Raw genomic sequence first — 23,772 nt, 5'->3', positions numbered from 1 at the left:
GACCGAAACCTTCTCTGACCAACGGAATTGAGATCATGGCCACTGAAATCCGCGTACCCACCCTCGGCGAATCCGTCAGCGAAGCCACTGTCGGCACCTGGTTCAAGAAGGTCGGCGACACCGTCAAGGCCGACGAACCGCTCGTCGAACTGGAAACCGACAAGGTGACCGTCGAAGTCCCGGCTCCGGCCTCGGGCGTGCTGACCGAAATCGTCGCCCAGAACGGCGAAACCGTCGGTCTCGGCGCGCTGCTCGGCCAGATCGCCGAAGGCGCTGCCGGTTCTGCCGGTGCGGCTGCTCCGGCGCCTGCCGCAGCACCTGCGCCCGCAGCCGCACCTGCTCCGGCAGCCGCCGCTCCGGCCGCACCTGCTGCCACTTCGTCCATGCCAGCTGCCCCGGCCGCTGCCAAGCTCGCTGCCGACAACAACATTTCGACTGCCGATGTCGACGGCTCCGGCAAGCGTGGCCAGGTGCTGAAGGGCGACGTCCTCGCCGCCATCGCCAAGGGCGTTTCCGCTCCGGCGCCGGCTGCTGCTCCGGCTGCTCCGCGCCCGGCCTCTTCGGCTGACGATGCTTCGCGCGAAGAGCGCGTGAAGATGACGCGTCTGCGCCAGACGATCGCCAAGCGCCTCAAGGATGCCCAGAACACGGCGGCCATGCTGACCACCTATAACGAGGTGGACATGAAGGCGGTGATGGACCTGCGCAACCGCTACAAGGACATCTTCGAGAAGAAGCACGGCGTGAAACTCGGCTTCATGGGCTTCTTCACCAAGGCCGTGACCCACGCCCTGAAGGAACTGCCGGCCGTAAACGCTGAAATCGACGGCACCGACATCATTTACAAGAACTACTGCCATATCGGCGTCGCCGTCGGCACCGACAAGGGTCTTGTCGTGCCGATCGTGCGCGACGCCGACCAGATGTCGATCGCCGGCATCGAAAAGGAAATCGGTCGCCTCGGGAAGGCTGCCCGTGACGGTCAGCTCTCGATGGCCGATATGCAGGGTGGCACCTTCACCATCTCCAATGGTGGCGTCTATGGCTCGCTGATGTCATCGCCGATCCTGAATGCTCCGCAGTCGGGCATCCTCGGCATGCACAAGATCCAGGAGCGCCCTGTTGTCGTCGGCGGCCAGATCGTCATTCGCCCGATGATGTATCTTGCTCTGTCCTATGACCACCGCATCGTCGACGGCAAGGAAGCGGTCACCTTCCTCGTTCGCGTCAAGGAGAGCCTTGAGGATCCGGAACGTCTGGTTCTCGACCTCTAAGGAGACCTCGTTATGGAGCCGGTATCCGTTTCCGCCTCACCGCTCGTCCTGCTCCTTGCCTGGAGCGTGGTTCTTCTGGTTGCGCATGTCCTGCTTCAGGGCATGCTTGCCACCAAAGAGTTGGGCGCCGCGTGGAATGCTGGACCCCGGGACGACAACAAGCAGCCGGCGGGCAAGCTCGCCGGCCGTGCTGCCCGGGCGTCTTCCAACTTCCGTGAAACCTATCCGGCCTTTGTGGCGCTCGCCGCGGGCCTGCTTTTCACCGGAGAAACCTCGGGCCTCGGTTTGGCCGGCGCCATCATTTGGTTCGTAGGGCGCATTGTCTACTATCCTCTCTATCTGGGCGGCATTCCCTATATCCGCTCGCTCGTCTGGACCGGCTCCATGGTCGGCCTCGGTCTGATGTTCCTCGCGCTGGCGTTTTGAGGTGAGGCATGGGCGCGACGGTTGGAGCACCGGTTCTGCTTGCTGCGCTCGCGTTGCCCTACGCGTCCCTGGCTGCCGATTGCCGAATCGAAAAAGCCACCTATAGGGAAGCCGAAACCGGCGTCGAACTCGTGTTTGCAGCTGCAAGCGGCGAGAATACGCCGGTCACCCATGGCTTCTCTACGACAATCGGCAAGTTGAAACTCAGCGGCCACGTCATGTACGACCCGGAGATCGAACGCCCTGTCGGCATGCTGATGAATAACTGCCCTGAGGGCGACGTGACGGGGGCCGATCTCGCCGCCTGCACCGTCTGGAAGGGTATCGTCTACGGTATCGACACGAAGACCGGCCATGTCGATTTGTTGCCGCCGGAAGGTGCGGATGCACCCGACGCGCTGCTCCTGCCGGGTTTCGGGCCGTCCGTCATCGCCTCGTCGGCGGGCAAGGGGCTGGAAACGAGCCCTTGGGATGTCTTCGAATTCAAGGGATGTGCCGCATGACAAGCCGTCCCCTCCTTCTCGTGACCGGTGGCAGCCGAGGTATCGGCGCTGCAGTCTGCAGGAAGGCTGCTGCTCAGGGTTACGACCTGCTGGTCAATTATCGCTCCGACAAAGCGGCTGCGGAGGCCGTGGCGGCAGAGTGTCAGAAGTCTGGCGCTGCAGCTGACGTCGTGCAGGCTGACACGGCGACCGAAGAAGGGATCGCCGCGATCTTTGCCGCCGTCGATCGCCGTGGCCGACTGGATGCACTGGTCAACAATGCCGGCGTCGTCGATGTCACCGCGCGGGTCGAGGAATTCGACCGTGCGCGGCTCGACCGCATGTTCGCCGTCAATGTGATCGGCAAGATCCGCTGCGCCACGGAAGCGGTGAAGCGCATGTCGACGAAACATGGCGGGCAGGGTGGCGTGATCGTCAATATCTCGTCCATGGCCGCCGTGCTCGGTAGTTCTGGCCAGTATGTCGACTATGCTGCGGCGAAGGCCGCCATCGATACTTTTACCGTGGGGCTTTCCCGCGAGGTCGCGAGCGAGGGCATCCGGGTCAATGCCGTCCGCCCAGGCATCATCGACACAGACATCCACGCATCCGGCGGCCTGCCCAACCGTGCCCGTGATCTCGCGCCCATGGTCCCGATGCAGCGGCCCGGAACGGCCGATGAGGTGGCCGACAGCGTGCTCTATCTGCTTTCCCCTCAGGCTTCCTATGTCACAGGCGCCATCTTGAATGTCAGCGGCGGCCGTTAACCGCCGAAAACGAAGGAAAATCCCATGTCTTATGATGTCATCGTTATCGGTTCGGGCCCCGGCGGCTATGTCTGCGCGATCAAGGCGGCCCAGCTCGGTCTCAAGGTCGCAGTCGTCGAGAAGCGCGCGACCTATGGCGGCACCTGCCTCAACATCGGCTGCATCCCGTCCAAGGCCCTGCTGCATGCTTCGGAAGTCTTCCACCATGCCGCCCATGGCATGGGCGATCTCGGCGTGGACGTCGGCGCACCGACGCTGAACCTGCCGAAGATGATGGCGCACAAGGACGCGACCGTGAAGTCCAACGTCGAGGGCGTCGCCTTCCTGTTCAAGAAGAACAAGATCGACGGCATCCAGGGCACCGGCAAGATCCTCGGCGCCGGCAAGGTGCAGGTCACCGACGATGCCGGTGAAGTCCAGGTCCTCGAAACCAAGAACATCGTCATCGCCACCGGCTCCGACGTTGCCGGCATTCCCGGCGTTGCCGTCGAGATCGACGAGAAGATCATCGTGTCGTCCACCGGCGGCATCGCGCTCGACAAGGTGCCGGCCCGGATGATCGTCGTCGGCGGCGGCGTCATCGGCCTTGAGCTCGGCTCGGTCTGGTCGCGTCTCGGTGCCAAGGTGACCGTTGTCGAATATCTCGACACGATCCTCGGCGGCATGGACGGCGAAGTCTCCAAGCAGTTCCAGCGCATCCTCGCCAAGCAGGGCATCGAGTTCAACCTCGGCGCCAAGGTGACCGGTGTCGAGAAGTCGGGTGAGGGCGCGAAGGTGACGTTCGAGCCGGTTAAGGGCGGTCAAGCCCAGACGCTCGAAGCCGATGTCGTGCTCGTTGCCACCGGCCGCAAGCCCTACACGGCTGGTCTCGGCCTCGAAGAAGCCGGCGTTGCGCTCGACAATCGTGGCCGCGTCGAAATCGACGGTCACTACCGTACCAATGTCGCCGGCATTTATGCGATCGGCGACGTGGTCAAGGGCCCGATGCTCGCCCACAAGGCGGAAGACGAGGGTGTGGCGCTGGCCGAAATCCTCGCCGGCCAGCATGGCCATGTGAACTATGACGTCATCCCGGGCGTCGTCTACACCCAACCGGAAGTCGCCTCTGTCGGCAAGACCGAGGAAGAGCTGAAGGCCGCAGGCGTGGCCTACAAGGTCGGCAAGTTCCCGTTCACGGCGAATGGTCGTGCCCGCGCCATGCTCGCCTCCGAGGGCTTCGTCAAGGTTCTCGCCGACAAGGACACCGACCGTGTTCTCGGCGTGCACATCATCGGGCTCGGTGCCGGCGAGATGATCCATGAGGCCGCGGTGCTGATGGAGTTCGGTGGTTCGTCCGAAGATCTCGGTCGCACCTGCCACGCCCATCCGACGATGTCGGAAGCCGTCAAGGAAGCGGCGCTGGCGACCTTCTTCAAGCCGCTGCACATGTGATGCGGTTGACCTGACATAGGTCAAATATTATATTTCGGTAAGATTGAAGGCCGTCGCTTGCTCCCCAAGCGGCGGCCTTTATCATGCGTGCGCAATGCCTCCTTCCCAATTGACGAAAGGCAAACCATGCCCGCGCTCGCTCCCACGTCTTATTCCATCCTCCAGAAAGCTCTGCACTGGACGATGGCCCTTCTCATCCTCTTCAACCTGATCTTTTCTGACGCCATGGAAGAGGCAACGGAAGCCTATGAGCGGGGCGAAGTGCCGTCGCCCGAGGATCTCTCGTCTGCCAATATCCATGCCTATGTCGGCATCGCGGTGCTCTGTCTTGGCTTGATCCGGCTTGTGGTCCGCCTGACGCGTGGAGCGCCTGACGCGCCGCCAGAGGAGCCTCCGGTGCTGCGGCTCGCGGCGAAGATTGCGCATTGGAGTTTCTACGCGCTGTTCATTCTCCTGCCGCTCAGTGGTATCGGCAAATATTACTTCGGCAACGACACCGCAGGCTTCGTCCATGCCGGACCATTGAAGCTCCTGATGTGGGTGCTGATCGTGGTTCATATTGCCGCAGTGCTGGTGCACCAGTTCTACTGGAAGACCCCGATTGCGCAGCGTATGACCAAAGGCTGAAGACGGCGCCCCCGCGGTGGTCCGCCTTGGGGGCGTAATATGTCGAAGGTATCTCTTGAACACATGACGCTGCCCCATCCGGCACTGCCATTGGCGGATTGGGCCGATCGTTATGCGATTGCGATCGGCCTACAGTCCGAAAGTGCGCTCGACATCGCGCATCGGCTGTTCGGACGTTCGCCTCGTTGGGTGCAGCTTCTCCTGGCGCTTCGCAACCGAATCGTTGCTCACTTCGGGCTAAAGTCTGCCGAACTGGGAATAGCGCAGGGCGAGCGCGTGGGCGCGTTTCCTGTCGTCAGCGCCCGATACGACCAAGTGGTGCTCGGCTTTCACGACAGACATCTGGACTTCCGCATCGTGCTCGACGTCGCGCCCGCAGGTTCACATGTGTGCAAAGTTGCGATTACGACCCTTGTTGAGCGGCACAATTCGTTCGGCCGATTTTACATCCTCGCGATCACTCCGTTCCACAAGCTCATCGTCCGCACCATGCTGGCGCGGTTGGGCTGAGGCCAGGCGGTCAGCCCGGGACGCGCGTGACGGTGAAGCCCTGCTTGCGGATAAGCTCGACCAAGCCCTCTTCGCCCGGCAGGTGCAGGGCCCCCACGGCAATGAAGGCATTGCCCTTTTCCAGCAGCGGCAGGCTCCCCTTGGCCATCACGAGGTTGCGGTCGCGCACGATGCGGTCCTCGAAGGCGGCATAGGCGCTTTCGTCGCCGCCTTCAGGCGTGGGCGCAACGGCCTTCAGCATCGGCATGGTCATGCCGATCTCGCCATCCAGATAAAGATCGGTCATGGTTTCGGTGACGTCTTCCATCTTGTCGCCCAGCGCGATGGTTTCGATCAGCGCCTGAAAGTGGAAATCGACCGGCAGATCTGCCATGGCCTGCAATTGCTCGACCATGGTTTCGAGCCCCACCACTTTTTTGCCAGACCCCACGGCGTCTTCTGCAATCTGCTTGTCGAGGAAGGATGCGCCGGCCGCCTTGCGCGACATTTCACAGGCCGGCAGAGCGACGAAGCTGGCGAGGATCCAGGGCTTCATCCGTGAGACCGCGCCGAGCGCCAGGCCCCGCTCCTTGAGACCTGCCTCCAGCGTTTTCAGATCGTTAGCATTAAGATGGTCCTTGATGCTGGTGCCGTCGGTAAACATGGTCAGTTCGGGATGCATCAGCAGCGTCGCACCCGCCTTCTGCTCGTCGAGGATCTCGTCCGATTCGATGACAACGGCATCGGCAGCCGCCGCCGCCTCCCGTGCCCCTGATGGCATTGTGAGGACGCGGGGATCGGTAACGTGCATGGTGCCGAGCAGCCAGGACGGAGCGATATCGGGTTTTTCGATCTTCCAGAAAATGCCGTTGCCGTTCGGAACCTTTGCCGCCTCGTCGCGGATCTTCTTCAGTTCTGCCGGATTTTCCTTCTCCATCACGGTCAGGAGGTTCTGACCGTTGCATGCGATATCGCTGGAAGCCTGGGCCGGCGACAGAGAAAGGAGCGTGGTCACCAATGCGGCCAGCAGGAAGAGCGGCAGCGCACCGGCGAGCCAGAGCAGCAGATCAGCCGCAGAGGGGCGTGGCAGATCGGATCGCAGCGAATAGAAGCGGTGCGTATTCATGACATCTCCTGTGTGGAACGGGACAATAAAGGGGCCGATCCTCACGTTCGCTTAATGATCTTGGTTAACGCGGGTCAGGCGCGGGGATGAGCGCGGTCGTAGACATCAAGGAGACGGGCGCTGTCGACGCCGGTATAGATCTGCGTGGTGGAGAGGCTGGCGTGGCCCAGCAATTCTTGGATTGTGCGCAGATCGCCGCCGCTTCCGAGCAAATGTGTAGCAAAGGAATGGCGCAGCGCATGGGGCGTGGCCGAATCGGGAAGACCGAGGGCCGAGCGCAGGCGCTGCATCTCGCGCTGAATGATCGCCGGCTGAAGCTTGCCGCCACGCGCGCCGCGAAAGAGCGGTTCGGCGTCCTCCAGATGATAGGGGCAGAGCTTGCGATAGGTGTCGACGGCCTCGGCGACGACGGGCAGAAGCGGAACCAGCCGTGTCTTGCCGCCCTTGCCGGTGATGCGCAGGTTGGTCGCACCGGCTTTGAAGGCGGTGGGGGTGAGATCGAGTGCTTCGGAAATGCGAAGACCGCAGCCATAAAGAAGAGAGAGGACGGCGGCATCGCGGGCAGCGATCCAGGGTTCCTCGTTCATTTGGGTGTTCCGGTCGACCACTGTGACGGCCTGACTGCCCGTCAGCGGCTTGGGCAGGGACTTCGGCTGCTTGGGAGACCGCACTGCCGTCGCGCCGGCAGCATTGATCAGGCCCTTACGCTCCAGGAAGCGCAGGAAGGAGCGAAGGCCCGCAAGATGGCGTCCGAGCGACCGGGCGCCGGCCCCTTCCTTCCGGCGAGAGGCGAGAAAGGCACGCAGATCCGCTGGCCGCAGATCCTTGACGTCGTCGAGACGGACCGTGCCGCCGATGTAGCCGGACAGGAATTGCAGGAACTGGCGGGTATCGCGCTCATAAGCCTCCAGCGTATTGCCGGAGAGGCGGCGTTCCGCCCCAAGCCTTTCCAGCCAGGCGGCGCGCTCGCCGAGAAGTCTTTCGTCAGCCGGGATCAATTCTTGCGCCTTCAAAGGTTGTGCCACTCGGCCACGATGGCGTGCGATTGCTTACCGAAGCACTAACAGCAGTGCTCTGCATGAAGTTGGCACTTTATCATGCTCCTTCTTTCTGCTTGTTATCTCATGGCAAGAGCTTCTGATGACAGAACGGGGCGACGATGGATCCAAAACATGAATTTCACTTCGAGGAATACAGGTGTCTCAGAGCCGAGATCAACAACTCGATCGAAAAGATATTCATGATGGTCCAGTTCGTGCCGGTGGCTTCCGCGGCCATGGTGGCGTGGCTTGCGACCAATTCCACGAAGACCGTCGGGGAACGGATTGTCTGAATATTCCGACCGAAGCACTCTCCATGCTCTGGAAAGTGCCGATCATCCTCGGAGTCATGGGGCTGCTGTTTTCCATCCTGCAGATGCGGCATGTGTTCAAGATCGGCGATTACCTGCGCTTCCTGGAAGAGTACTACGGTTCTTCCGATGAGCGCTTCGGATGGGAGCGAAGGCTCAAACGCCGCAGTGCGGGCGGCATGGCGGGCGTCATCGCCGTCTGGATCATCTTCATCGCCGGCTGCCTCTATTACGCCTACAGCCTTGAGCAGATATTCCACCTGATCCCGCAATGTCTGCCCGCTTAGAAACTGCGTCGCGATAGCGCTCGAAGGCCGGCTGTTCTATCACAAGAGTGTTTCCTTTCCGGGCCGGCGGGGGCAAGTTGCACGCCGATGAAGGACGATTCGAACACCCTTTTTGGCGAACTCTTCGACAGTCCGCGCCGCAAGGTCGTGCCGGTGCTGGTGCCCATGCCGGCGCCCACTGCCTATAGCTATGCCGTGCCCGATGATGTCACCGTCGAGCCGGGCGCGATCGTCCAGGTGCCGCTCGGGCCGCGCCAGGTGGTCGGCATCGTCTGGGATGGCGAGGACGGTTCGACCGTTGATCCGAAGAAGTTGCGCGAGATCACCAAGGTCTTCGACTGCCCGCCGCTCGATCAGGACATGCGCGCCTTCCTCGATTGGGTGGCGAGCTACACGCTTTCGCCTCCCGGCTACGTCGCCCGCATGGCGTTGCGCGCGCCGGCCGCGCTCGACCCGGAACCGATGATCGAGGGCCTTCGTTACAGCGGCTACCAGCCGGAGAAGATGACGCCGGCGCGGCAGAAGGTGCTGGCGCTCGCCAGTGACGGCCTGGCCTGGACGAAAAGTGGTCTCGCCCACGCAACCGGGGTTTCCACCAGCGTCATCGACGGTCTCTCCAGGCAGGGCGTTTTCGAGCAGGTCTTCCTGCCGCCCCCGCCGATCGTCGCGATGCCTGATCCCGACTACGCGGAACATCGGCTGGCCGGACCGCAGTTGGAGGCGGCCGATGAGTTGCGCGGGCAGATCCGCCATGGTGGTTTTTCCGTCTCACTGATTGATGGTGTAACAGGGTCTGGCAAGACGGAGGTCTATTTCGAGGCGATCGCGGAAACGCTTAAACAGGGCAAGCAGGTGCTCATCCTGCTGCCTGAAATCGCGCTTACCGCCAATTTCCTTGAGCGCTTCCAGGACCGTTTCGGCGCAAAACCCGGCGAATGGCATTCGGATCTTGCGACACGGACGCGCGAAAAGGTCTGGCGGCAGGCAGCGACGGGCGAAATCCGGGTGGTGGCCGGTGCCCGCTCGGCCCTGTTCCTGCCCTTTGAAAATCTGGGGCTGATCATCGTCGATGAAGAGCACGACCCTGCCTTCAAGCAGGAAGACCGCGTCTTCTATAACGCACGCGACATGGCGGTGGTCCGCGCCCGCATTGCCAAGTTTCCGGTTGTTCTCGTGTCCGCCACACCCTCGGTCGAGAGCCAGGTCAACTGCATCGCCGGACGGTATCACCGCATCCACCTGCCGACCCGCTTCGCCGATGCGGCGATGCCGGACCTGCATCTCATCGACATGCGCCGGCACCCGCCGGAGCGCGGCGGCTTCCTATCCCCGGTGCTCCTGCGATCCGTTGGCAAGGCGGTCGAGCGGGGCGAGCAGGCCTTGCTCTTCCTCAACCGTCGCGGCTATGCGCCTCTGACGCTCTGCCGGGTCTGTGGTCATCGCTTCCAGTGCCCGCAGTGTTCGAGCTGGCTGGTGGAGCACAGGTTCCGGGGCCAGATTCAGTGCCACCAATGCGGCTATCACGAGCCGACGCCTAATGCATGCCCGGAATGCGGCACCCTCGATCATCTCGTCGCCTGTGGTCCCGGCGTCGAACGCATCGCGGAAGAAGTCGAGAAACATTTTCCGGACGCGCGTACGTTGGTGCTGTCGTCCGATCTCGGCGGGGTCAAGCGGCTGCGTCTCGAACTTGAGGCGATCGCCAATGGGGAAGCCGACATCGTCATCGGCACTCAACTCGTCGCCAAGGGGCACAACTTTCCGCTGATGACGCTGGTTGGCATTATCGACGCCGATATCGGTCTCTCCAACGGTGATCCCCGGGCTGCCGAGCGCACCTTCCAGCTTCTCTCTCAGGTCACGGGACGCGCCGGGCGCACCGGTCGCAAGAGCCTTGGTCTGATGCAGACCTTCCAGCCGCAGCATCCGGTGATGCAGGCACTGGTGTCAGGCGATGCCACGGCCTTCTACGAGCGGGAGATCATCGAGCGGGAACGGGCGCAACTGCCGCCTTATGGCCGTCTGGTGTCGATCATCGTCTCCGCTGATACGCGCGCCGAGGCCGAGGGCCACGCGCGCGCGCTACGGCAAACCGCGCCGGTCGAGCCGGGCATCACCATCCTCGGACCCGCCGAAGCCCCGCTCGCCCTGATCCGAGGACGTCATCGCTTCCGCCTCCTGGTGCATGGACGACGCAGCAGCGACATGCAGGGCTTCGTGCGCAGTCTCCTGGAGAGAGGCCCGAAAGAGCGTCGCTCGATCCAGGTGCAGGTGGATGTCGATCCGCAGAGCTTCCTCTGACTGTTCTGCCGGTTGCGGGCAAGAAAAGTCCTCAATGCCGATACCGCCCTTGAGCGATCTGTGCCATAAGCCGCGCGGCTTTCTTCATCTCAGGATCATCCATGGAGTTCTATTTTCCAACCGAAACCGGCGAGCAACTGGCCTTCGTCGCTGCCGCTGCTACAGCTCTGATTGGCTGTTTCGTCCTGTTCGCACCCGGTCTGACGCTCAGATTGCTCGGCCTTGCGATCAGCGGAGACCGGCCGGAAGGCCTCGGGGCAACGCGGTCCGCCGGCGGGTTGATCGTCGGCTTTTCCGGAACGGCCCTGCTGCTCGCACAGCCGACCGTCTATCTCGCCTTCGGCGCCGCCATGGCACTCGCCGCCTTCGCCCGCATCCTGTCCATCATGTCGGATCATGGGGGCACCTGGCGCAACATGCTCCTTCTGGTTGTAGAACTTGTTGTTGCTGCCCTACCGCTCGCCTATGTCTTTGGTCTGACGTGAAGATCGGCTTTGCCCTCCCGGCGAAGGGGATTTCGCCAATTTGACGCAGATCCGGACAAAAATCGGCCGTAGGCCTTGCTCTCAGGGAGCAAACCGTTAATACGCGTGTTGCGAGTCTGGATACGCTATGCTAGACGAACCGCGAAATTCGGAAAACGCAAGCGTAATTCGCTTGAGTTTTTGGGGAAAACAAAACGATTTCAGGGTCTTGCTGAGCCTTCTTCGAGGTGCTGGGCGTCCTGGGTCAAGAGCAGGGAATTTTTTGCCCGTGGCAGACACATCCCAAGTGATTTCTGGCGTGGCCGAGCGTTACGCATCGTCGCTTTTCGAGCTTGCGCTCGAAGCCGGTGCGCTTGACGTCGTTGCTGCCGATCTCAACCGTTTCCAGGCGATGATCGACGAAAGCGCCGATCTGCAGCGCCTGGTTCTGTCGCCTGTTTTCACGGCCGAGGATCAAGTGAACGCGATCAGCGCGATCGGCCAGAAGGCCGGTTTCAGCGCGCTGGTCCTGAACTTCCTCAAGGTCGTCGCCGGCAATCGCCGCCTGTTCGCCGTTTCCGGCATGGTGGCTGGTTATCGTCAGGCCGTTGCCCGCCACAAGGGCGAGGTCACGGCTGATGTCACCTCCGCTCACGCACTTTCGGCTGAGCAGGAAACCGAACTGAAGGCGGCGCTGAAGAGCGTTACCGGCAAGGAAGTGTCGATCTCCGTCACGGTCGATCCCTCCCTGCTCGGCGGCCTGATCGTCAAGGTCGGCTCCCGCCAGATCGACACGTCTCTTCGCACCAAACTTTCCACCCTTAAGCTTGCACTGAAAGAGGTTGGCTGATGGATATCCGCGCCGCGGAAATTTCCGCAATTCTGAAAGATCAAATCAAGAACTTCGGCAAAGAGGCGGAAGTCTCCGAGGTCGGCCAGGTTCTGTCCGTCGGTGACGGTATCGCCCGCGTCTACGGCCTCGACAATGTTCAGGCCGGCGAAATGGTCGAGTTCCCGGGTGGCATCCGTGGTATGGCGCTCAACCTCGAAGCCGATAACGTCGGTGTGGTTCTGTTCGGTGCCGACCGCGAAATCAAGGAAGGCGACATCGTCAAGCGGACCGGCGCCATCGTCGACGTCCCGGTTGGTCCGGAACTGCTCGGCCGCGTCGTCGACGCCCTCGGCAACCCGATCGACGGCAAGGGCCCGATCAACGCCGCGAAGCGTTCGCGCGTCGACGTCAAGGCTCCGGGCATCATTCCGCGCAAGTCGGTTCACGAGCCGATGTCGACCGGCCTCAAGGCCATCGACGCCCTGATCCCGGTCGGCCGCGGCCAGCGCGAGCTGGTCATCGGTGACCGTCAGACCGGCAAGACCGCCATCATCCTCGACGCCTTCCTCAATCAGAAGGCTGTCCACGACAGCGGCGCTGAAAACGACAAGCTGTACTGCGTGTATGTTGCTATCGGCCAGAAGCGCTCGACCGTTGCTCAGTTCGTCAAGGTGCTCGAAGAGCGCGGCGCCCTGCAGTACTCGATCGTCATTGCTGCGACCGCGTCCGACCCGGCTCCGATGCAGTACCTCGCACCGTTCGCCGGTTGCGCGATGGGCGAATATTTCCGCGACAACGGCAAGCATGCCCTGATCGCTTACGACGACCTGTCCAAGCAGGCTGTCGCCTACCGTCAGATGTCGCTTCTGCTGCGTCGTCCGCCGGGCCGCGAAGCTTATCCGGGCGACGTCTTCTATCTGCACTCGCGTCTTCTCGAGCGCGCTGCCAAGATGGGCGACGCCGCCGGCGCTGGCTCGCTGACGGCTCTGCCGGTCATCGAAACCCAGGGTAACGACGTTTCGGCCTTCATTCCGACCAACGTGATCTCTATCACCGACGGCCAGATCTTCCTCGAAACCGACCTGTTCTACCAGGGCATTCGTCCGGCCGTTAACGTCGGTCTGTCGGTTTCGCGCGTCGGTTCGGCCGCTCAGGTCAAGGCGATGAAGCAGGTTGCCGGCTCGATCAAGGGTGAACTCGCCCAGTATCGCGAAATGGCCGCCTTCGCCCAGTTCGGTTCCGACCTCGACGCCGCCACCCAGCGCCTGCTGAACCGTGGTGCCCGTCTGACGGAACTCCTGAAGCAGCCGCAGTTCTCGCCGCTGAAAACGGAAGAACAGGTTGCGGTGATCTTCGCCGGCGTGAACGGTTATCTCGACAAGATCGCCGTGAACCAGGTCGGCAAGTTCGAACAGGGCCTGCTCTCCTACCTCCACTCGGAAGGCAAGGCGATCCTCGACGCCATCCGCACCGAAAAGGCGATCAGCGACGATACAAAGGGCAAGCTCAAGGCCGCTCTCGATACCTTCGCCAAGAACTTCGCCTAATTCAGGCTCAAGCCAAGGACGGATAACGGATGCCTTCACTTAAGGATCTGAAAAACCGGATCGCCTCCGTCAAGGCGACGCAGAAGATCACCAAGGCGATGAAGATGGTCGCCGCGGCGAAGCTGCGTCGCGCTCAGGAAGCGGCCGAGGCTGCCCGCCCGTATTCGCAGCGCATGGGCGTCGTCCTGGCCAATATCGCACAGGCGGTCGGCACGGACGACAGCGCACCGCGCCTGATGACGGGCACCGGCAAGGACGACGTGCATCTGCTCGTCGTCTGCACCGCGGAACGTGGTCTTTGCGGCGGTTTCAACTCGTCGATCTCGCGTTTTGCCCGTGACCATGCGCGCAAGCTCCTGGCCGCCGGCAAGACGGTCAAGTTCTTCTGCGTCGGCAAGAAGGGCTACGACAGCCTGCGTCGCGAATTCGGCGGCATGATCGTCGAGCGTGTCGATCTGCGTGACGTCAAGCGCATGGGCTTTGCCGATGCGGATGCTATCGGCCGCAAGGTCATCGGCATGTTCGACCGCGGCGAGTTCGATGTCTGCACGCTGTTCTATGCCGAGTTCAAGTCGGTGATCAGCCAGGTTCCGACCGCCCTCCAGCTCGTTCCGGCAGCACCGCCGGCTGCAGTTTCGGAGACGGGTGCGACCGCGCTTTATGAATACGAGCCGGATGCGTCGGCGATCCTCACGGATCTGATCCCGCGCAACATATCGGTTCAGATCTTCCGGGCCCTGCTCGAAAACGTTGCTGGTGAAATGGGCGCCAAGATGAGCGCCATGGACAATGCGACGCGCAATGCTGGTGAAATGATCAACAAGCTGACCTTGTCCTACAACCGTCAGCGCCAGGCCCAGATCACCAAGGAACTCATTGAAATCATTTCGGGCGCGGAAGCGCTCTGAGGTTAAGGAAAGAGGGTAAGACAAATGGCTAAGGCAGCTACCCCCAAGTCTCAGGCGGTGACGTCCGCAGCCGGTGCTCGCGGTAAGGTCACTCAGGTTATCGGCGCCGTCGTTGACGTCGCGTTCGACGGCGAACTGCCGCCGATCCTGAACGCTCTCGAGACCGACAACGGCGGCAACCGCCTCGTTCTTGAAGTCGCGCAGCACCTTGGCGAAAACCAGGTTCGCACGATCGCCATGGACTCGACCGAAGGTCTCGTTCGCGGCCAGCCGGTCACCGACACGGGCGCTCCGATCTCGGTTCCGGTCGGTCCGGAAACGCTGGGTCGTATCATGAACGTTATCGGCGAGCCGGTTGACGAAGCTGGCCCGCTGGTCACCTCGGGCCGTCGCGCCATCCACCAGGAAGCCCCGGCCTATGTCGAGCAGTCGACCGAAGCCCAGATCCTGGTCACCGGCATCAAGGTCGTCGACCTTCTGGCTCCCTACGCCAAGGGCGGTAAGATCGGCCTGTTCGGCGGCGCCGGCGTCGGCAAGACCGTTCTCATCATGGAACTGATCAACAACGTCGCCAAGGCGCATGGTGGTTACTCGGTCTTCGCTGGCGTGGGTGAACGTACCCGCGAAGGCAACGACCTCTACCACGAAATGATCGAATCGGGCGTCAACAAGCACGGCGGTGGCGAAGGCTCCAAGGCCGCTCTCGTTTATGGCCAGATGAACGAGCCTCCGGGTGCCCGCGCTCGCGTCGCTCTGACCGGTCTGACGATCGCTGAAGACTTCCGCGACAAGGGCCAGGACGTTCTGTTCTTCGTCGACAACATCTTCCGTTTCACCCAGGCAGGTTCGGAAGTGTCGGCTCTGCTCGGCCGTATTCCGTCGGCCGTTGGTTACCAGCCGACGCTTGCTACCGACATGGGTCAGATGCAGGAACGCATCACCACCACGACCAAGGGCTCGATCACCTCGGTTCAGGCCATCTACGTTCCCGCCGACGACTTGACCGACCCGGCTCCGGCCACCTCGTTCGCCCACCTGGACGCCACGACCGTTCTGTCGCGCTCGATCGCCGAAAAGGGTATCTACCCGGCCGTTGACCCGCTCGACTCGACCTCGCGCATGCTCGACCCGATGATCATCGGCGAAGAGCACTACGAAGTCGCTCGTAAGGTTCAGTCGACGCTGCAGCGCTATAAGGCTCTGCAGGACATCATCGCGATCCTGGGCATGGACGAACTGTCGGAAGACGACAAGCAGACCGTTGCCCGCGCTCGTAAGATCGAGCGCTTCCTGTCGCAGCCGTTCTTCGTTGCTGAAGTCTTCACCGGTTCGCCGGGCAAGCTGGTTGCTCTCGAAGACACGATCAAGGGCTTCAAGGGCCTGGTCAACGGCGACTACGACCACCTGCCGGAAGCTGCCTTCTACATGGTCGGCTCCATCGAGGAAGCCATCGAGAAGGCCAAGCGCCTGGCTGCCGAAGCCGCCTAAGAATGGAACGTCGGCACGCGGAACCCGCTTCCGCGTGCCGCTCCTCCCTTCATGAGAGAGTGAACGATCATGGCCGACAATTTCAACTTTGAGCTCGTTTCGCCCGAGCGTCTGCTGCTCTCCGCCCAGGTGAGCGAGGTCGTGATTCCGGCGACCGACGGCGAAATGACCGTCATGGCCAATCATGCGCCGACGATGACGACCATCAAGCCGGGCATCATCAGCGTGAAGCTCGCTTCTGGCCAGGTCAGCAAGTATGTCGTCTTTGGCGGCTTTGCCGACGTCCTGCCGACTGGCTGCACCCTGCTCGCCGAATCGGCCGTACCGCTCGCCGAGATTGCCCCCGATACGCTCACGAAACGCATCGAGGAAGCCCGCAAGGAGCTCGAAGGGGTCGAGCATCACGAGCACCGTACCCGTCTCGAGCAGTACCTGGCCGAACTGACCAATCTGAACGGCGTTCTGGTCGCGGCGTAAAGGGATCGCAAGAACAAGACTTGATGAAGCCGGATCTCGATCCGGCTTTTGTCGTTTTTGCGCTCAACGCATATCTTCCAGGATCATTGAAGAGGCTTTCTCAGCGACCATCATGGTCGGGGCGTTGATATTGCCAGCGGTAATGTTGGGAAAGACAGAGGCGTCGACGATGCGCAGACCGGGAATGCCATGCACCCGCAAGCGGTGATCGACCACGGACTGGCCCGCGTCGGACCCCATTCGGCAGCTACCACAGAGATGGTAGATTGAGCCACTGTTGTGGCGGAAATACTCCAGCAGCTTCTCATCGCTGTCAGCACTGGCCGAAGGTGATACTTCTTCCTCGATCCAGGACTGGAGTGCAGGTTGAGACGCAATTGTCCGCATCAGCCGGCTGCCCTGCAAGACCTCCTCAATATCCCGGTCCGTCGTCAGATAATGGGGCCGGATCTGCGGTGCAGAAAGCGGATCTGGCGATGTGATGCTCACGGTCCCCCTGCTTGTCGGACGGCAGGCGTTGAAGGCCATCAGGAAGCCCGGATAGGGCTCCGGTGTCAGTCCGGCGCGAGGGTTGTCGGGGATACGGTACGAGAGCGGGTTGAAGTAGAGCTGGATGTTCGGCCGCGCTTCTTCAGGTCGGCCGCGGAAGAAACCACCCGCCTGATTGACGCTCATGGCAAAGGGGCCGCTGCGTCGAAGCAGGTAGGCAAGGCCAAACTTCGCCTGACCGAGCAGGCTGGCGAAATCGCCGTTCAGCGTCGGCTGCTTGGAGCGGTAATAGAAACTGGCGCAAAGATGGTCCTGCAGGTTCTGTCCCACGGCTGGCAGGTGATGCTTGGTCGGGATCCCCAACAAACGAAGCGCGGACCCATCGGCAATGCCGGACAGTTGCAGCAGCTTCGGCGTGTCGATTGCACCAGCCGAGAGGATCACCTCCCGGCGCGCGTGAAAGGTCCGAACCCGCCCATTTTGAACGACCTCCACCGCCTGGGCTTTGCCATCTGAACTGAGCACCACTCGGGTCGCATGAGCGTTGCGCTCGATGTGAACCGAACCGCGGCGCAGGGCGGGTCTCAGATATTCCGCGCTCGAATGGGAGCGTTGGCCGCGGCGTGTGTTGATGTCATAGACCCCGGCACCCTCGATGGTCGCGCCGTTAAAATCCCCGTTTGCCGGCAGCCCAAGTTGATTGCAGGCTTCAAGGAAGGCATCGCTGACGGCATGGGTCCCACCGCGCATTGGCGTGACATGGATTGGCCCATGGCCGCCATGCCAATGGCTTTCGCCCCGGGCATGGGTTTCCAGCTTGCGGAAGAATGGCAAAACGTCATCAAAAGCCCAGCCAAGATTGCCGGCGTCTCGCCAGTCGTCGAAGTCGCTCCGGTCGCCCCTTACGAAAACCATTGCATTGATCGAGCCCGACCCGCCCTGGACCTTCCCCCGCGGGGCATAGATCCTTCGTCCGCCGAGTTCCGTCTCCGGCTCGGTCCGATACATCCAGTTGACCTTCGGATTGTAGTAGCTCTTGGCATATCCGACCGGGATCTTGAACCAGAAGGATTTGTCCTCCCCGCCCGCCTCGACCAGCAGCACGCTATGGCGGCCGCTCTCACTCAGACGACTGGCGACAATGCAGCCGGCCGAGCCGGCGCCGACGATGACAAAGTCAAATTCCATCGGTGTGCTCAACCCTTGGCCGGCGCGAAGGCCTTCACGTCGACAGGTTCCGGTGCCATCTGCAGATGCAGCCGGTTACCGGTATAGGGCGTGTGCCGGGCGATGACATCGTGGTCGAGTTCGATGCCGAGACCCGGTTCGCGCGACGGAATGAGGTAGCCATCGTCGAAGGTCAGCTTGGACTTCAGCACCTCCGCATGGAACCCTCCGAAATCCATGATGGCCTCATGGATCAGGAAATTCGGGGTCGCGGCCGAAAGTTGGATGCTGGCGGCTGCACCCACAGGGCCATTGTAGAGGTGCGGCGCAATCTGCGCATAAAAGGACTCGGCCATCCCGGCGATTTTCTTCGCCTCCAGCAAGCCGCCGACGCGTGCGACATTCATCTGCAGGATCGAGGCCGAGCCAAGCTGCAATACTCTCTGGAACTCATATTTGGTCGTCAGACGTTCGCCCGTCGATACCGGGATCGAGGTGGCGCGGGCCACTTCCGCCATGGCTGCTTCCTGACCAGGGGGTACGGGTTCCTCGAACCAGAGCGGATCATATTTCTCCAGCCGCTTGGCAAGCCGGATCGCCGACGAGGGGACCATCTGGCCATGGGTGCCGAACAGGATATCCGCCCGGTTGCCGATCGCGTCGCGGATCTTTCGGCAAAACTCCTCGCAGCGATCCATAACCGGCAATGACAACTGGTGCCCGGAATAGTTGGTGTACGGGCCAGCCGGATCGAACTTCACGGCGGTGAAGCCGGCATCCACCATGCGGATCGCTTCTTCTGCGGCGAGATCCGGATCGTTGTAGTCATATTCGCCGTTGGCGTCTTTCGGATAGAGATAGGTATAGGCCCGCAGCTTCTCGTGCACGGTGCCGCCGAGAAGGTCGGCCACCGGACGCCCCGCAGCCTTTCCGATGATGTCCCAGCAGGCAATTTCAAGCCCGGAGATGATGCCGACCATGGTCGGATCCGGGCGCTGGGTGAAGCCGCTCGAATAGGCGGCACGCCAGAAGCGTTCGATCTGATGTGGGTCGTGGCCATCCAGGTAGCGGGCGAAAACGTCTTCCACCAGCATGGCAATGCCCGAGGGATGGAAAGCCGTCGAATAGATTTCGCCGACGCCGCGGATACCGCAGGCCGTCTCCAGCTCAACGAAAATCCAATACATGCCGCCGATATGCGGCGCGGGGGTTGCGACGACGTATGTCTGAAGCGATGTGATCTTCATGGCTATTCCCTTGGGGCCGCGCGAGGGTCAGTGTTTGAGAATGACGAGGCGTGTCTGGGTGAATTCCAACATGCCGTGCTTGCCGTCGTCGCCGCCGAGACCCGACCGCTTCCAGCCGGCGTGGTAGCCCTGATAGGGATCGGCCGGGAAGCGGTTGACATAGAGTTCGCCCGCCTCGATCTCGTTCGCCGCCTTCATCACCTTGCGGTAGCTCTCGGAAAAGACCACCGAAGCGAGGCCGAACTGATGATCGCTCGCCATTGCGAGAGCCTCGTCGAATTCGGTATAGGGGATGACCGCCAGCACGGGCCCGAAAACCTCTTCCTGGACAATCTCCATCGACTGGTGACAGCCCGAGAGCAGCGTCGGCGGGTAGAAGTATCCATCTCCGTCCGGCAGATAGCCGCCGGTCTCGACAATCGCGCCTTCCGCCTGGGCTCGTTCGACCATGTGATGCACGCGAAGCCGGGCGGCGGCATTGGCAAGCGGTCCCATGTGATCGGGATGCGCCGACCGGTCGCCGAAGCGGCGGGCGGCAAAGGCTGTTTTCAGCCGCTCCAAAAGATCGCCGTGAACGGAGGCGTGCACGTAAAGACGTTCCACCGAAGTACAGACCTGGCCGCAATGGGCGGTCTTTGCCGCCAGCACACTTCGGGTGACGACATCGAGATCGGCGTCCGGCTCGACGATCACAGGTGTCTTGCCGCCCAGCTCAAGCGAGGGCTTGGCAATATTGGCCTTGCAATAGTCAAGAACGACCTGACCAGCCGTGACGCTGCCGGTTAGTGTGATCATGCCGACTTCGTGCCGTTTGCACATCACCTCCGCCACGTCGTGGGTCATGGTCATGATATTGACCAGACCGGCGGGCAGGCCGGCTTCCGCGACGCATTCCGCAAAGATGAAAGCGGAGGTTGGCGTGTTGTTCGACGGGCGGACCACGACGGCATTGCCGGCAATCAGGGCCGGCGCGATCTTGCGCACGAGCGTATAGATCGGAAAATTGAAGGGGATGAGGCAGGCAACGACGCCGATCGGCGCGCGCTTCAGCATCAGGGTCTCGTCCGGGGTGTCGCTCTCGATTACCTCGCCTTCGATGCGCCGGGCCCATTCGGCATGATAGCGCATCAGTTCGACGCCGTAGATCGCCTCACCCGTGGCATCGGCGAGGCTCTTTCCCGATTCTTTCGCAAGGGCCTCGCCGATCCGGCCGGCATTGGTTTCGATGATGTCTGCCAGACGGCGAAGCGTATTGCCGCGTTCGATGGCCGGTAGCCGTCCCCAGGACTTCTGCGCCTCGGCAGCGTGGCGTACGGCGGCGATGACTTCCGCCTCGGTGGCCGCCGGAACAGCGGCGAAGACCTGCCCGGTTGCCGGGTTTCGCACCTCGATTGTTTCATTCGTGCCGGGCTCCTGGAAGGAGCCTCCGATGAAATTGCGGAAAGTGGGCATGTGCAACGCTCCGGCAGCAGACTTTGTCTGCCAGTAGTGCGCTGCGGCTTTCGCTTCGCAAGCGAGTTATTCTCAGTCAGAGCATTCGAAAAACGAATGTTTCAGCCCGTGGCAAGATGCAGGCGCGGCAGGTCATCACACGCCAGTTCAGAGCGCAGCCATGAGTGGAAGGCCTTGACGTGGCCGGATATTGGCTGGTCCGCACGCGTCACCAGCCAATAGGATTCGTGCCCCTCGACCTCGACATCCAGGACTTGTACCAGTTGCCCGGCCTGCATCAGCGGAGCGACCATGGATCGGTCGGCGACAGCAACACCGAGCCCGCTGCTGGCCGCTTCAATCACCAGGTCGAGGAGATCGAATTCGAGGCCGCCGCGAGTATCGGTCTGCCCAAGACCGGCGGCATCTAGCCAACGCTGCCAGGTCAGATAACGCTGGTCCGCCGATGCGAGAACATGCAGAAAGGTGAGGCTTGAGAGGTCGACGGCATCGGGGATCTTGCCTTGCGGCAGAAGATGCGGCGCACACACGGCAATATGGTGTTCCGTGATCAGCCTTTCGGATCTCATCGTCGGCCATTCGCCATCGCCGAATCGAATGGCACAGTCCAGGATGCCACGTTCGGCGAGATTGTCCTGCAGGTCGGTGGTGATGCTGAGATCGATGCCGGGCAGAAATGCCCGCAGGCTGGCAAGACGCGGCATCAGCCAGCGCTTGGCGAAGGTCGGAGGCACGTTCACCCGCAGCCGCTGCGGGTTGCTCTTTTCCATGATATTTCGGACGGTGAGCTCAACATTATGAAACGCCTGCTGCAGGGCTGCCAGCAGTTCCATGCCTGAGGGCGTCAACTCGAGATGATGGTGCCGGCGGATCACCAGCGGCTCGCCAAGCTGGTCCTCAAGATTGCGCACCTGCCGGCTGACGGCGCTTTGCGTCAGATGCAGCAATTCTGCGGCGCGCGTAAAGCTGCGAGTCTGGCCCACCACTTCGAACACCTTCATCGCCGATAGCGCGGGTAGTCTTCGCATCGTCACTCCGCAGACGCTTTTGATTGTCGGCCTACATATAATCAGAGCCGGCAGGTGCGCGCCAATCGAATTCTGGCGCTGTGCCGATGGTGGCTTTGAAAAGCGGTTGCAAGCGATCCGCAGCCGATGAGATAACAGGATCTGGATCCGGCCCGCCGGATGCGAGGGGAAATGGAATGAAGGTTGGCATCGTCGGCGCAGGCATGGTCGGAAGCTCCGCAGGTTACGCCCTTGCGCTGATGGGGATCGCCAGCGAGATCGTGCTCGTCGACCAGAATTCGGCGCTCGCCTTAGCACAGGCGGAAGACATCGCCCATGCCGTGCCATTCATGTCGTCAACCGTCGTCAATGCCGGGGGCTACCGCGATCTCGAAGGTTGCGGCGTGGTTATTCTGGCGGCTGGCGTCAGTCAGAAGCCGGGCGAGACGCGGCTTGAGCTGCTTGGCCGCAATGCGCTCGTCTTCCACGCGGTGCTGCGTGAAGTCCTGCCTGTAGTGCCCGATGCGATCTTTTTAATCGCGTCCAATCCCGTCGATATCATGACCCAGATCACCACGCGCCTATCCGGCATTGCGCCGCAAAGGGTCATCGGATCAGGCACCATCCTCGATACCGCCCGGTTCCGCAGTCTGGTCGGCCGGCACCTGGGCATATCCCCGCAATCCGTCCATGCCTATGTGCTCGGAGAACACGGCGACAGCGAGGTTCTCGCTTGGTCGGCGGCACGGGCCGGTTCCGTCGCACTTTCGTCCTTCGCTGCCCAGGTCGGTTCGCCTCTCACCGAAACTGTGCGTGCTGGTATTGACGATGGGGTCCGCAACGCCGCCTACAAGATCATCAAGGGCAAGGGTTCGACCTATTACGGTATCGGCGCGGGTCTCGCCCGTATCGTGAAAGCCATTGGCGGCGATCAGCGGGATGTGTTGACGGTGTCTATCGCGACCCCCGAGGTTGCCGGCGTGAATGATGTCGCATTGTCTATTCCGCGAGTCGTCGGGGCAGGCGGTGTTGTGGTCGATCTATTCCCGGATCTGGAAGAGGCCGAATATCTAGCCTTGAACCGCAGCGCGTCACTGTTGAAGCAACAGGCGGATGCAGTGTCGATCACGGGTCTTTTATGATCGACAAGCTGGAATTCTTCATCGCACTCGCCCGCCAGCAGCATTTTGGCCGCGCTGCGGAAGAATGTGGCGTGACGCAGCCGACGCTGTCTGCCGGCATCCGGCAACTCGAAGAGCAGCTCGGCGTCATGCTGGTGCAGCGTGGCTCCCGCTTTCTAGGGCTGACGCCAGAAGGCCAACGGGTGCTCGAATGGGCGCGGCGGATCGTCGGGGATACCCGCACCATGCGCGAGGAGATGCGGGCCGCCCGGCGGGGCCTTGCGGGTCATATCCGGCTTGCGGTTATTCCGACCGCGCTTGCCATGGTACAGAAGCTCACCGAACCCTTCCAGACCCGGCATCCGGACGTCACCTTTTCCGTCCTGTCGCGCACCTCGCTGCAGGTCTTGAGCTTGCTCGAAAACCTCGAGATCGACGCCGGCATCACCTATCTCGACAACGAGCCGCTCGGGCGCGTCACCAGCGTGCCGCTCTATTCCGAGCGCTACCACCTAATCACGGCTGTCGGCACCCCGCTTGCCGACCGCGACAGCGTTACCTGGAGCGAGGTGGCCGATCTCAGGCTCTGTCTTCTGACCGCCGATATGCAGAACCGCCGGATCATCAACCAGCATATGGCGGAGGCCGGTGTGACGCCGAAGCCGACACTCGAATCCAATTCGATGATCGTGCTCTTTTCCCATATCCGGACGGGGAAATGGGCCTCGATCATGCCGAGAAACGTGGCTGAATCCTTCGGCTTTGGCGAGGAGATCCGGATGATTCCGATCACCGCGCCCGAGGCCGAACATCTGGTCGGCCTGGTCGCCACCCATCGCGAACCCTTCACGCCGCTCGTCTCCGGCCTGTTGCATGAGGCGCGCTTGCTGGCCGCCTCAAATGCCTTCGATAGAAATCTTCTATCGAGCGACGGAAGCGCCGTATTGACCTCCTGACATCAGAGCCATCATCATCTTCCGATAGACGACCCCGTCAGAGCTCGGCGGGTGAG

At 61.9% G+C, this 23,772-nt stretch carries 24 protein-coding genes; 18 read left to right on the top strand and 6 right to left on the bottom strand.

Translation table 11 applies throughout. From position 1 onward, the window contains the following. The first annotated feature begins 35 nt into the window (after positions 1 to 35). From odhB to FJQ55_RS15580, 7 genes are all read left to right on the top strand, one after another. Complete coding sequence (gene odhB, locus FJQ55_RS15610; protein ID WP_140829580.1) at positions 36 to 1,274, top strand: 2-oxoglutarate dehydrogenase complex dihydrolipoyllysine-residue succinyltransferase; 1,239 nt, start codon at positions 36 to 38, stop codon at positions 1,272 to 1,274. 12 nt (positions 1,275 to 1,286) lie between these two features. Further along, on the top strand, positions 1,287 to 1,700 hold the full coding sequence (locus tag FJQ55_RS15605; protein WP_140829579.1) for an MAPEG family protein: 414 nt from the start codon (positions 1,287 to 1,289) through the stop codon (positions 1,698 to 1,700). 8 nt (positions 1,701 to 1,708) lie between these two features. Beyond that, on the top strand, positions 1,709 to 2,203 hold the full coding sequence (locus FJQ55_RS15600) for a hypothetical protein (protein WP_140829577.1): 495 nt from the start codon (positions 1,709 to 1,711) through the stop codon (positions 2,201 to 2,203). Beyond that, positions 2,200 to 2,949, top strand: a complete 750-nt coding sequence (locus tag FJQ55_RS15595) for an SDR family oxidoreductase (RefSeq protein ID WP_140829576.1) — start codon at positions 2,200 to 2,202, stop codon at positions 2,947 to 2,949. Before FJQ55_RS15600 ends, FJQ55_RS15595 begins: the two co-directional genes overlap by 4 nt. A 24-nt stretch (positions 2,950 to 2,973) precedes the next feature. After that, complete coding sequence (gene lpdA, locus FJQ55_RS15590) at positions 2,974 to 4,380, top strand: dihydrolipoyl dehydrogenase (RefSeq protein ID WP_140829575.1); 1,407 nt, start codon at positions 2,974 to 2,976, stop codon at positions 4,378 to 4,380. 126 nt (positions 4,381 to 4,506) lie between these two features. Continuing rightward, complete coding sequence (locus FJQ55_RS15585; protein WP_140829573.1) at positions 4,507 to 5,007, top strand: cytochrome b; 501 nt, start codon at positions 4,507 to 4,509, stop codon at positions 5,005 to 5,007. Between the two features lie 39 nt (positions 5,008 to 5,046). Then, positions 5,047 to 5,517 (top strand): DUF2867 domain-containing protein, encoded by a 471-nt coding sequence (locus FJQ55_RS15580; RefSeq protein WP_140829572.1) that lies wholly within the window; start codon positions 5,047 to 5,049, stop codon positions 5,515 to 5,517. A 10-nt stretch (positions 5,518 to 5,527) separates the two neighbouring features. Here FJQ55_RS15580 and FJQ55_RS15575 read toward each other — a convergent pair whose 3' ends face one another. Next, entirely contained in the window at positions 5,528 to 6,622 is a 1,095-nt protein-coding gene (locus FJQ55_RS15575) for a TraB/GumN family protein (protein ID WP_140829571.1), read from the bottom strand. A 74-nt stretch (positions 6,623 to 6,696) separates the two neighbouring features. Next, on the bottom strand, positions 6,697 to 7,620 hold the full coding sequence (locus FJQ55_RS15570) for a tyrosine recombinase XerC (RefSeq protein ID WP_140829569.1): 924 nt from the start codon (positions 7,618 to 7,620) through the stop codon (positions 6,697 to 6,699). A 161-nt stretch (positions 7,621 to 7,781) separates the two neighbouring features. Here FJQ55_RS15570 and FJQ55_RS23350 point away from each other — a divergent pair, with 161 nt between their 5' ends. The 9 genes from FJQ55_RS23350 to FJQ55_RS15530 all read left to right on the top strand — a co-directional run bounded on the left by FJQ55_RS23350 (position 7,782) and on the right by FJQ55_RS15530 (position 16,277). Continuing rightward, the gene (locus FJQ55_RS23350) at positions 7,782 to 7,955 is read left to right on the top strand and encodes a hypothetical protein (protein ID WP_161596993.1); all 174 of its coding nucleotides are present in this window, start codon (positions 7,782 to 7,784) and stop codon (positions 7,953 to 7,955) included. 23 nt (positions 7,956 to 7,978) lie between these two features. Further along, complete coding sequence (locus FJQ55_RS15565; protein WP_140829568.1) at positions 7,979 to 8,260, top strand: hypothetical protein; 282 nt, start codon at positions 7,979 to 7,981, stop codon at positions 8,258 to 8,260. A gap of 87 nt (positions 8,261 to 8,347) precedes the next feature. Further along, positions 8,348 to 10,561 carry a primosomal protein N' gene (locus FJQ55_RS15560; RefSeq protein WP_140829567.1) on the top strand — a complete coding sequence of 738 codons (2,214 nt, stop codon included), beginning with the start codon at positions 8,348 to 8,350 and terminating at the stop codon, positions 10,559 to 10,561. A 101-nt stretch (positions 10,562 to 10,662) separates the two neighbouring features. Then, complete coding sequence (locus FJQ55_RS15555) at positions 10,663 to 11,046, top strand: AGROH133_08824 family phage infection protein (RefSeq protein ID WP_140829565.1); 384 nt, start codon at positions 10,663 to 10,665, stop codon at positions 11,044 to 11,046. Positions 11,047 to 11,308: 262 nt separating this feature from the next. Next, positions 11,309 to 11,875, top strand: a complete 567-nt coding sequence (locus FJQ55_RS15550; protein WP_113379213.1) for a F0F1 ATP synthase subunit delta — start codon at positions 11,309 to 11,311, stop codon at positions 11,873 to 11,875. Further along, entirely contained in the window at positions 11,875 to 13,404 is a 1,530-nt protein-coding gene (gene atpA, locus FJQ55_RS15545; protein WP_140829564.1) for a F0F1 ATP synthase subunit alpha, read from the top strand. Before FJQ55_RS15550 ends, atpA begins: the two co-directional genes overlap by 1 nt. 29 nt (positions 13,405 to 13,433) lie before the next feature. Next, positions 13,434 to 14,312: a F0F1 ATP synthase subunit gamma gene (locus FJQ55_RS15540; protein ID WP_140829563.1), complete on the top strand. Its 879-nt coding sequence runs from the start codon at positions 13,434 to 13,436 to the stop codon at positions 14,310 to 14,312. A gap of 24 nt (positions 14,313 to 14,336) precedes the next feature. Beyond that, positions 14,337 to 15,800, top strand: a complete 1,464-nt coding sequence (atpD, locus tag FJQ55_RS15535) for a F0F1 ATP synthase subunit beta (RefSeq protein WP_140829561.1) — start codon at positions 14,337 to 14,339, stop codon at positions 15,798 to 15,800. A 69-nt stretch (positions 15,801 to 15,869) separates the two neighbouring features. Beyond that, positions 15,870 to 16,277, top strand: a complete 408-nt coding sequence (locus FJQ55_RS15530) for a F0F1 ATP synthase subunit epsilon (RefSeq protein ID WP_140829560.1) — start codon at positions 15,870 to 15,872, stop codon at positions 16,275 to 16,277. A gap of 63 nt (positions 16,278 to 16,340) precedes the next feature. Here the strand turns inward: FJQ55_RS15530 and FJQ55_RS15525 are convergent, their stop codons facing one another. The 4 genes from FJQ55_RS15525 to FJQ55_RS15510 all read right to left on the bottom strand — a co-directional run bounded on the left by FJQ55_RS15525 (position 16,341) and on the right by FJQ55_RS15510 (position 21,660). Further along, positions 16,341 to 17,954 (bottom strand): GMC family oxidoreductase, encoded by a 1,614-nt coding sequence (locus tag FJQ55_RS15525; RefSeq protein ID WP_140829559.1) that lies wholly within the window; start codon positions 17,952 to 17,954, stop codon positions 16,341 to 16,343. Positions 17,955 to 17,962: 8 nt separating this feature from the next. Beyond that, positions 17,963 to 19,180, bottom strand: a complete 1,218-nt coding sequence (locus FJQ55_RS15520) for a mandelate racemase/muconate lactonizing enzyme family protein (protein ID WP_140829557.1) — start codon at positions 19,178 to 19,180, stop codon at positions 17,963 to 17,965. A gap of 27 nt (positions 19,181 to 19,207) precedes the next feature. Continuing rightward, complete coding sequence (locus tag FJQ55_RS15515) at positions 19,208 to 20,632, bottom strand: aldehyde dehydrogenase family protein (protein ID WP_140829556.1); 1,425 nt, start codon at positions 20,630 to 20,632, stop codon at positions 19,208 to 19,210. A gap of 101 nt (positions 20,633 to 20,733) precedes the next feature. Beyond that, on the bottom strand, positions 20,734 to 21,660 hold the full coding sequence (locus tag FJQ55_RS15510) for a LysR substrate-binding domain-containing protein (protein ID WP_167507741.1): 927 nt from the start codon (positions 21,658 to 21,660) through the stop codon (positions 20,734 to 20,736). Between the two features lie 176 nt (positions 21,661 to 21,836). On the opposite strand from FJQ55_RS15510, the gene FJQ55_RS15505 reads away from it, so the two are divergent. After that, a complete protein-coding gene (locus tag FJQ55_RS15505; protein ID WP_140829554.1) occupies positions 21,837 to 22,781 on the top strand; it encodes an L-lactate dehydrogenase in 945 nt (314 codons plus the stop codon). Next, on the top strand, positions 22,778 to 23,716 hold the full coding sequence (locus tag FJQ55_RS15500) for a LysR family transcriptional regulator (RefSeq protein WP_140829551.1): 939 nt from the start codon (positions 22,778 to 22,780) through the stop codon (positions 23,714 to 23,716). The genes FJQ55_RS15505 and FJQ55_RS15500 overlap by 4 nt, the downstream gene beginning before the upstream one ends. Positions 23,717 to 23,772: the final 56 nt, after the last annotated feature.

The sequence above is a fragment of the Rhizobium glycinendophyticum genome, from assembly GCF_006443685.1.
Classification (GTDB): domain Bacteria; phylum Pseudomonadota; class Alphaproteobacteria; order Rhizobiales; family Rhizobiaceae; genus Allorhizobium; species Allorhizobium glycinendophyticum.
This window is presented reverse-complemented; position numbering and strand designations above follow the sequence as displayed.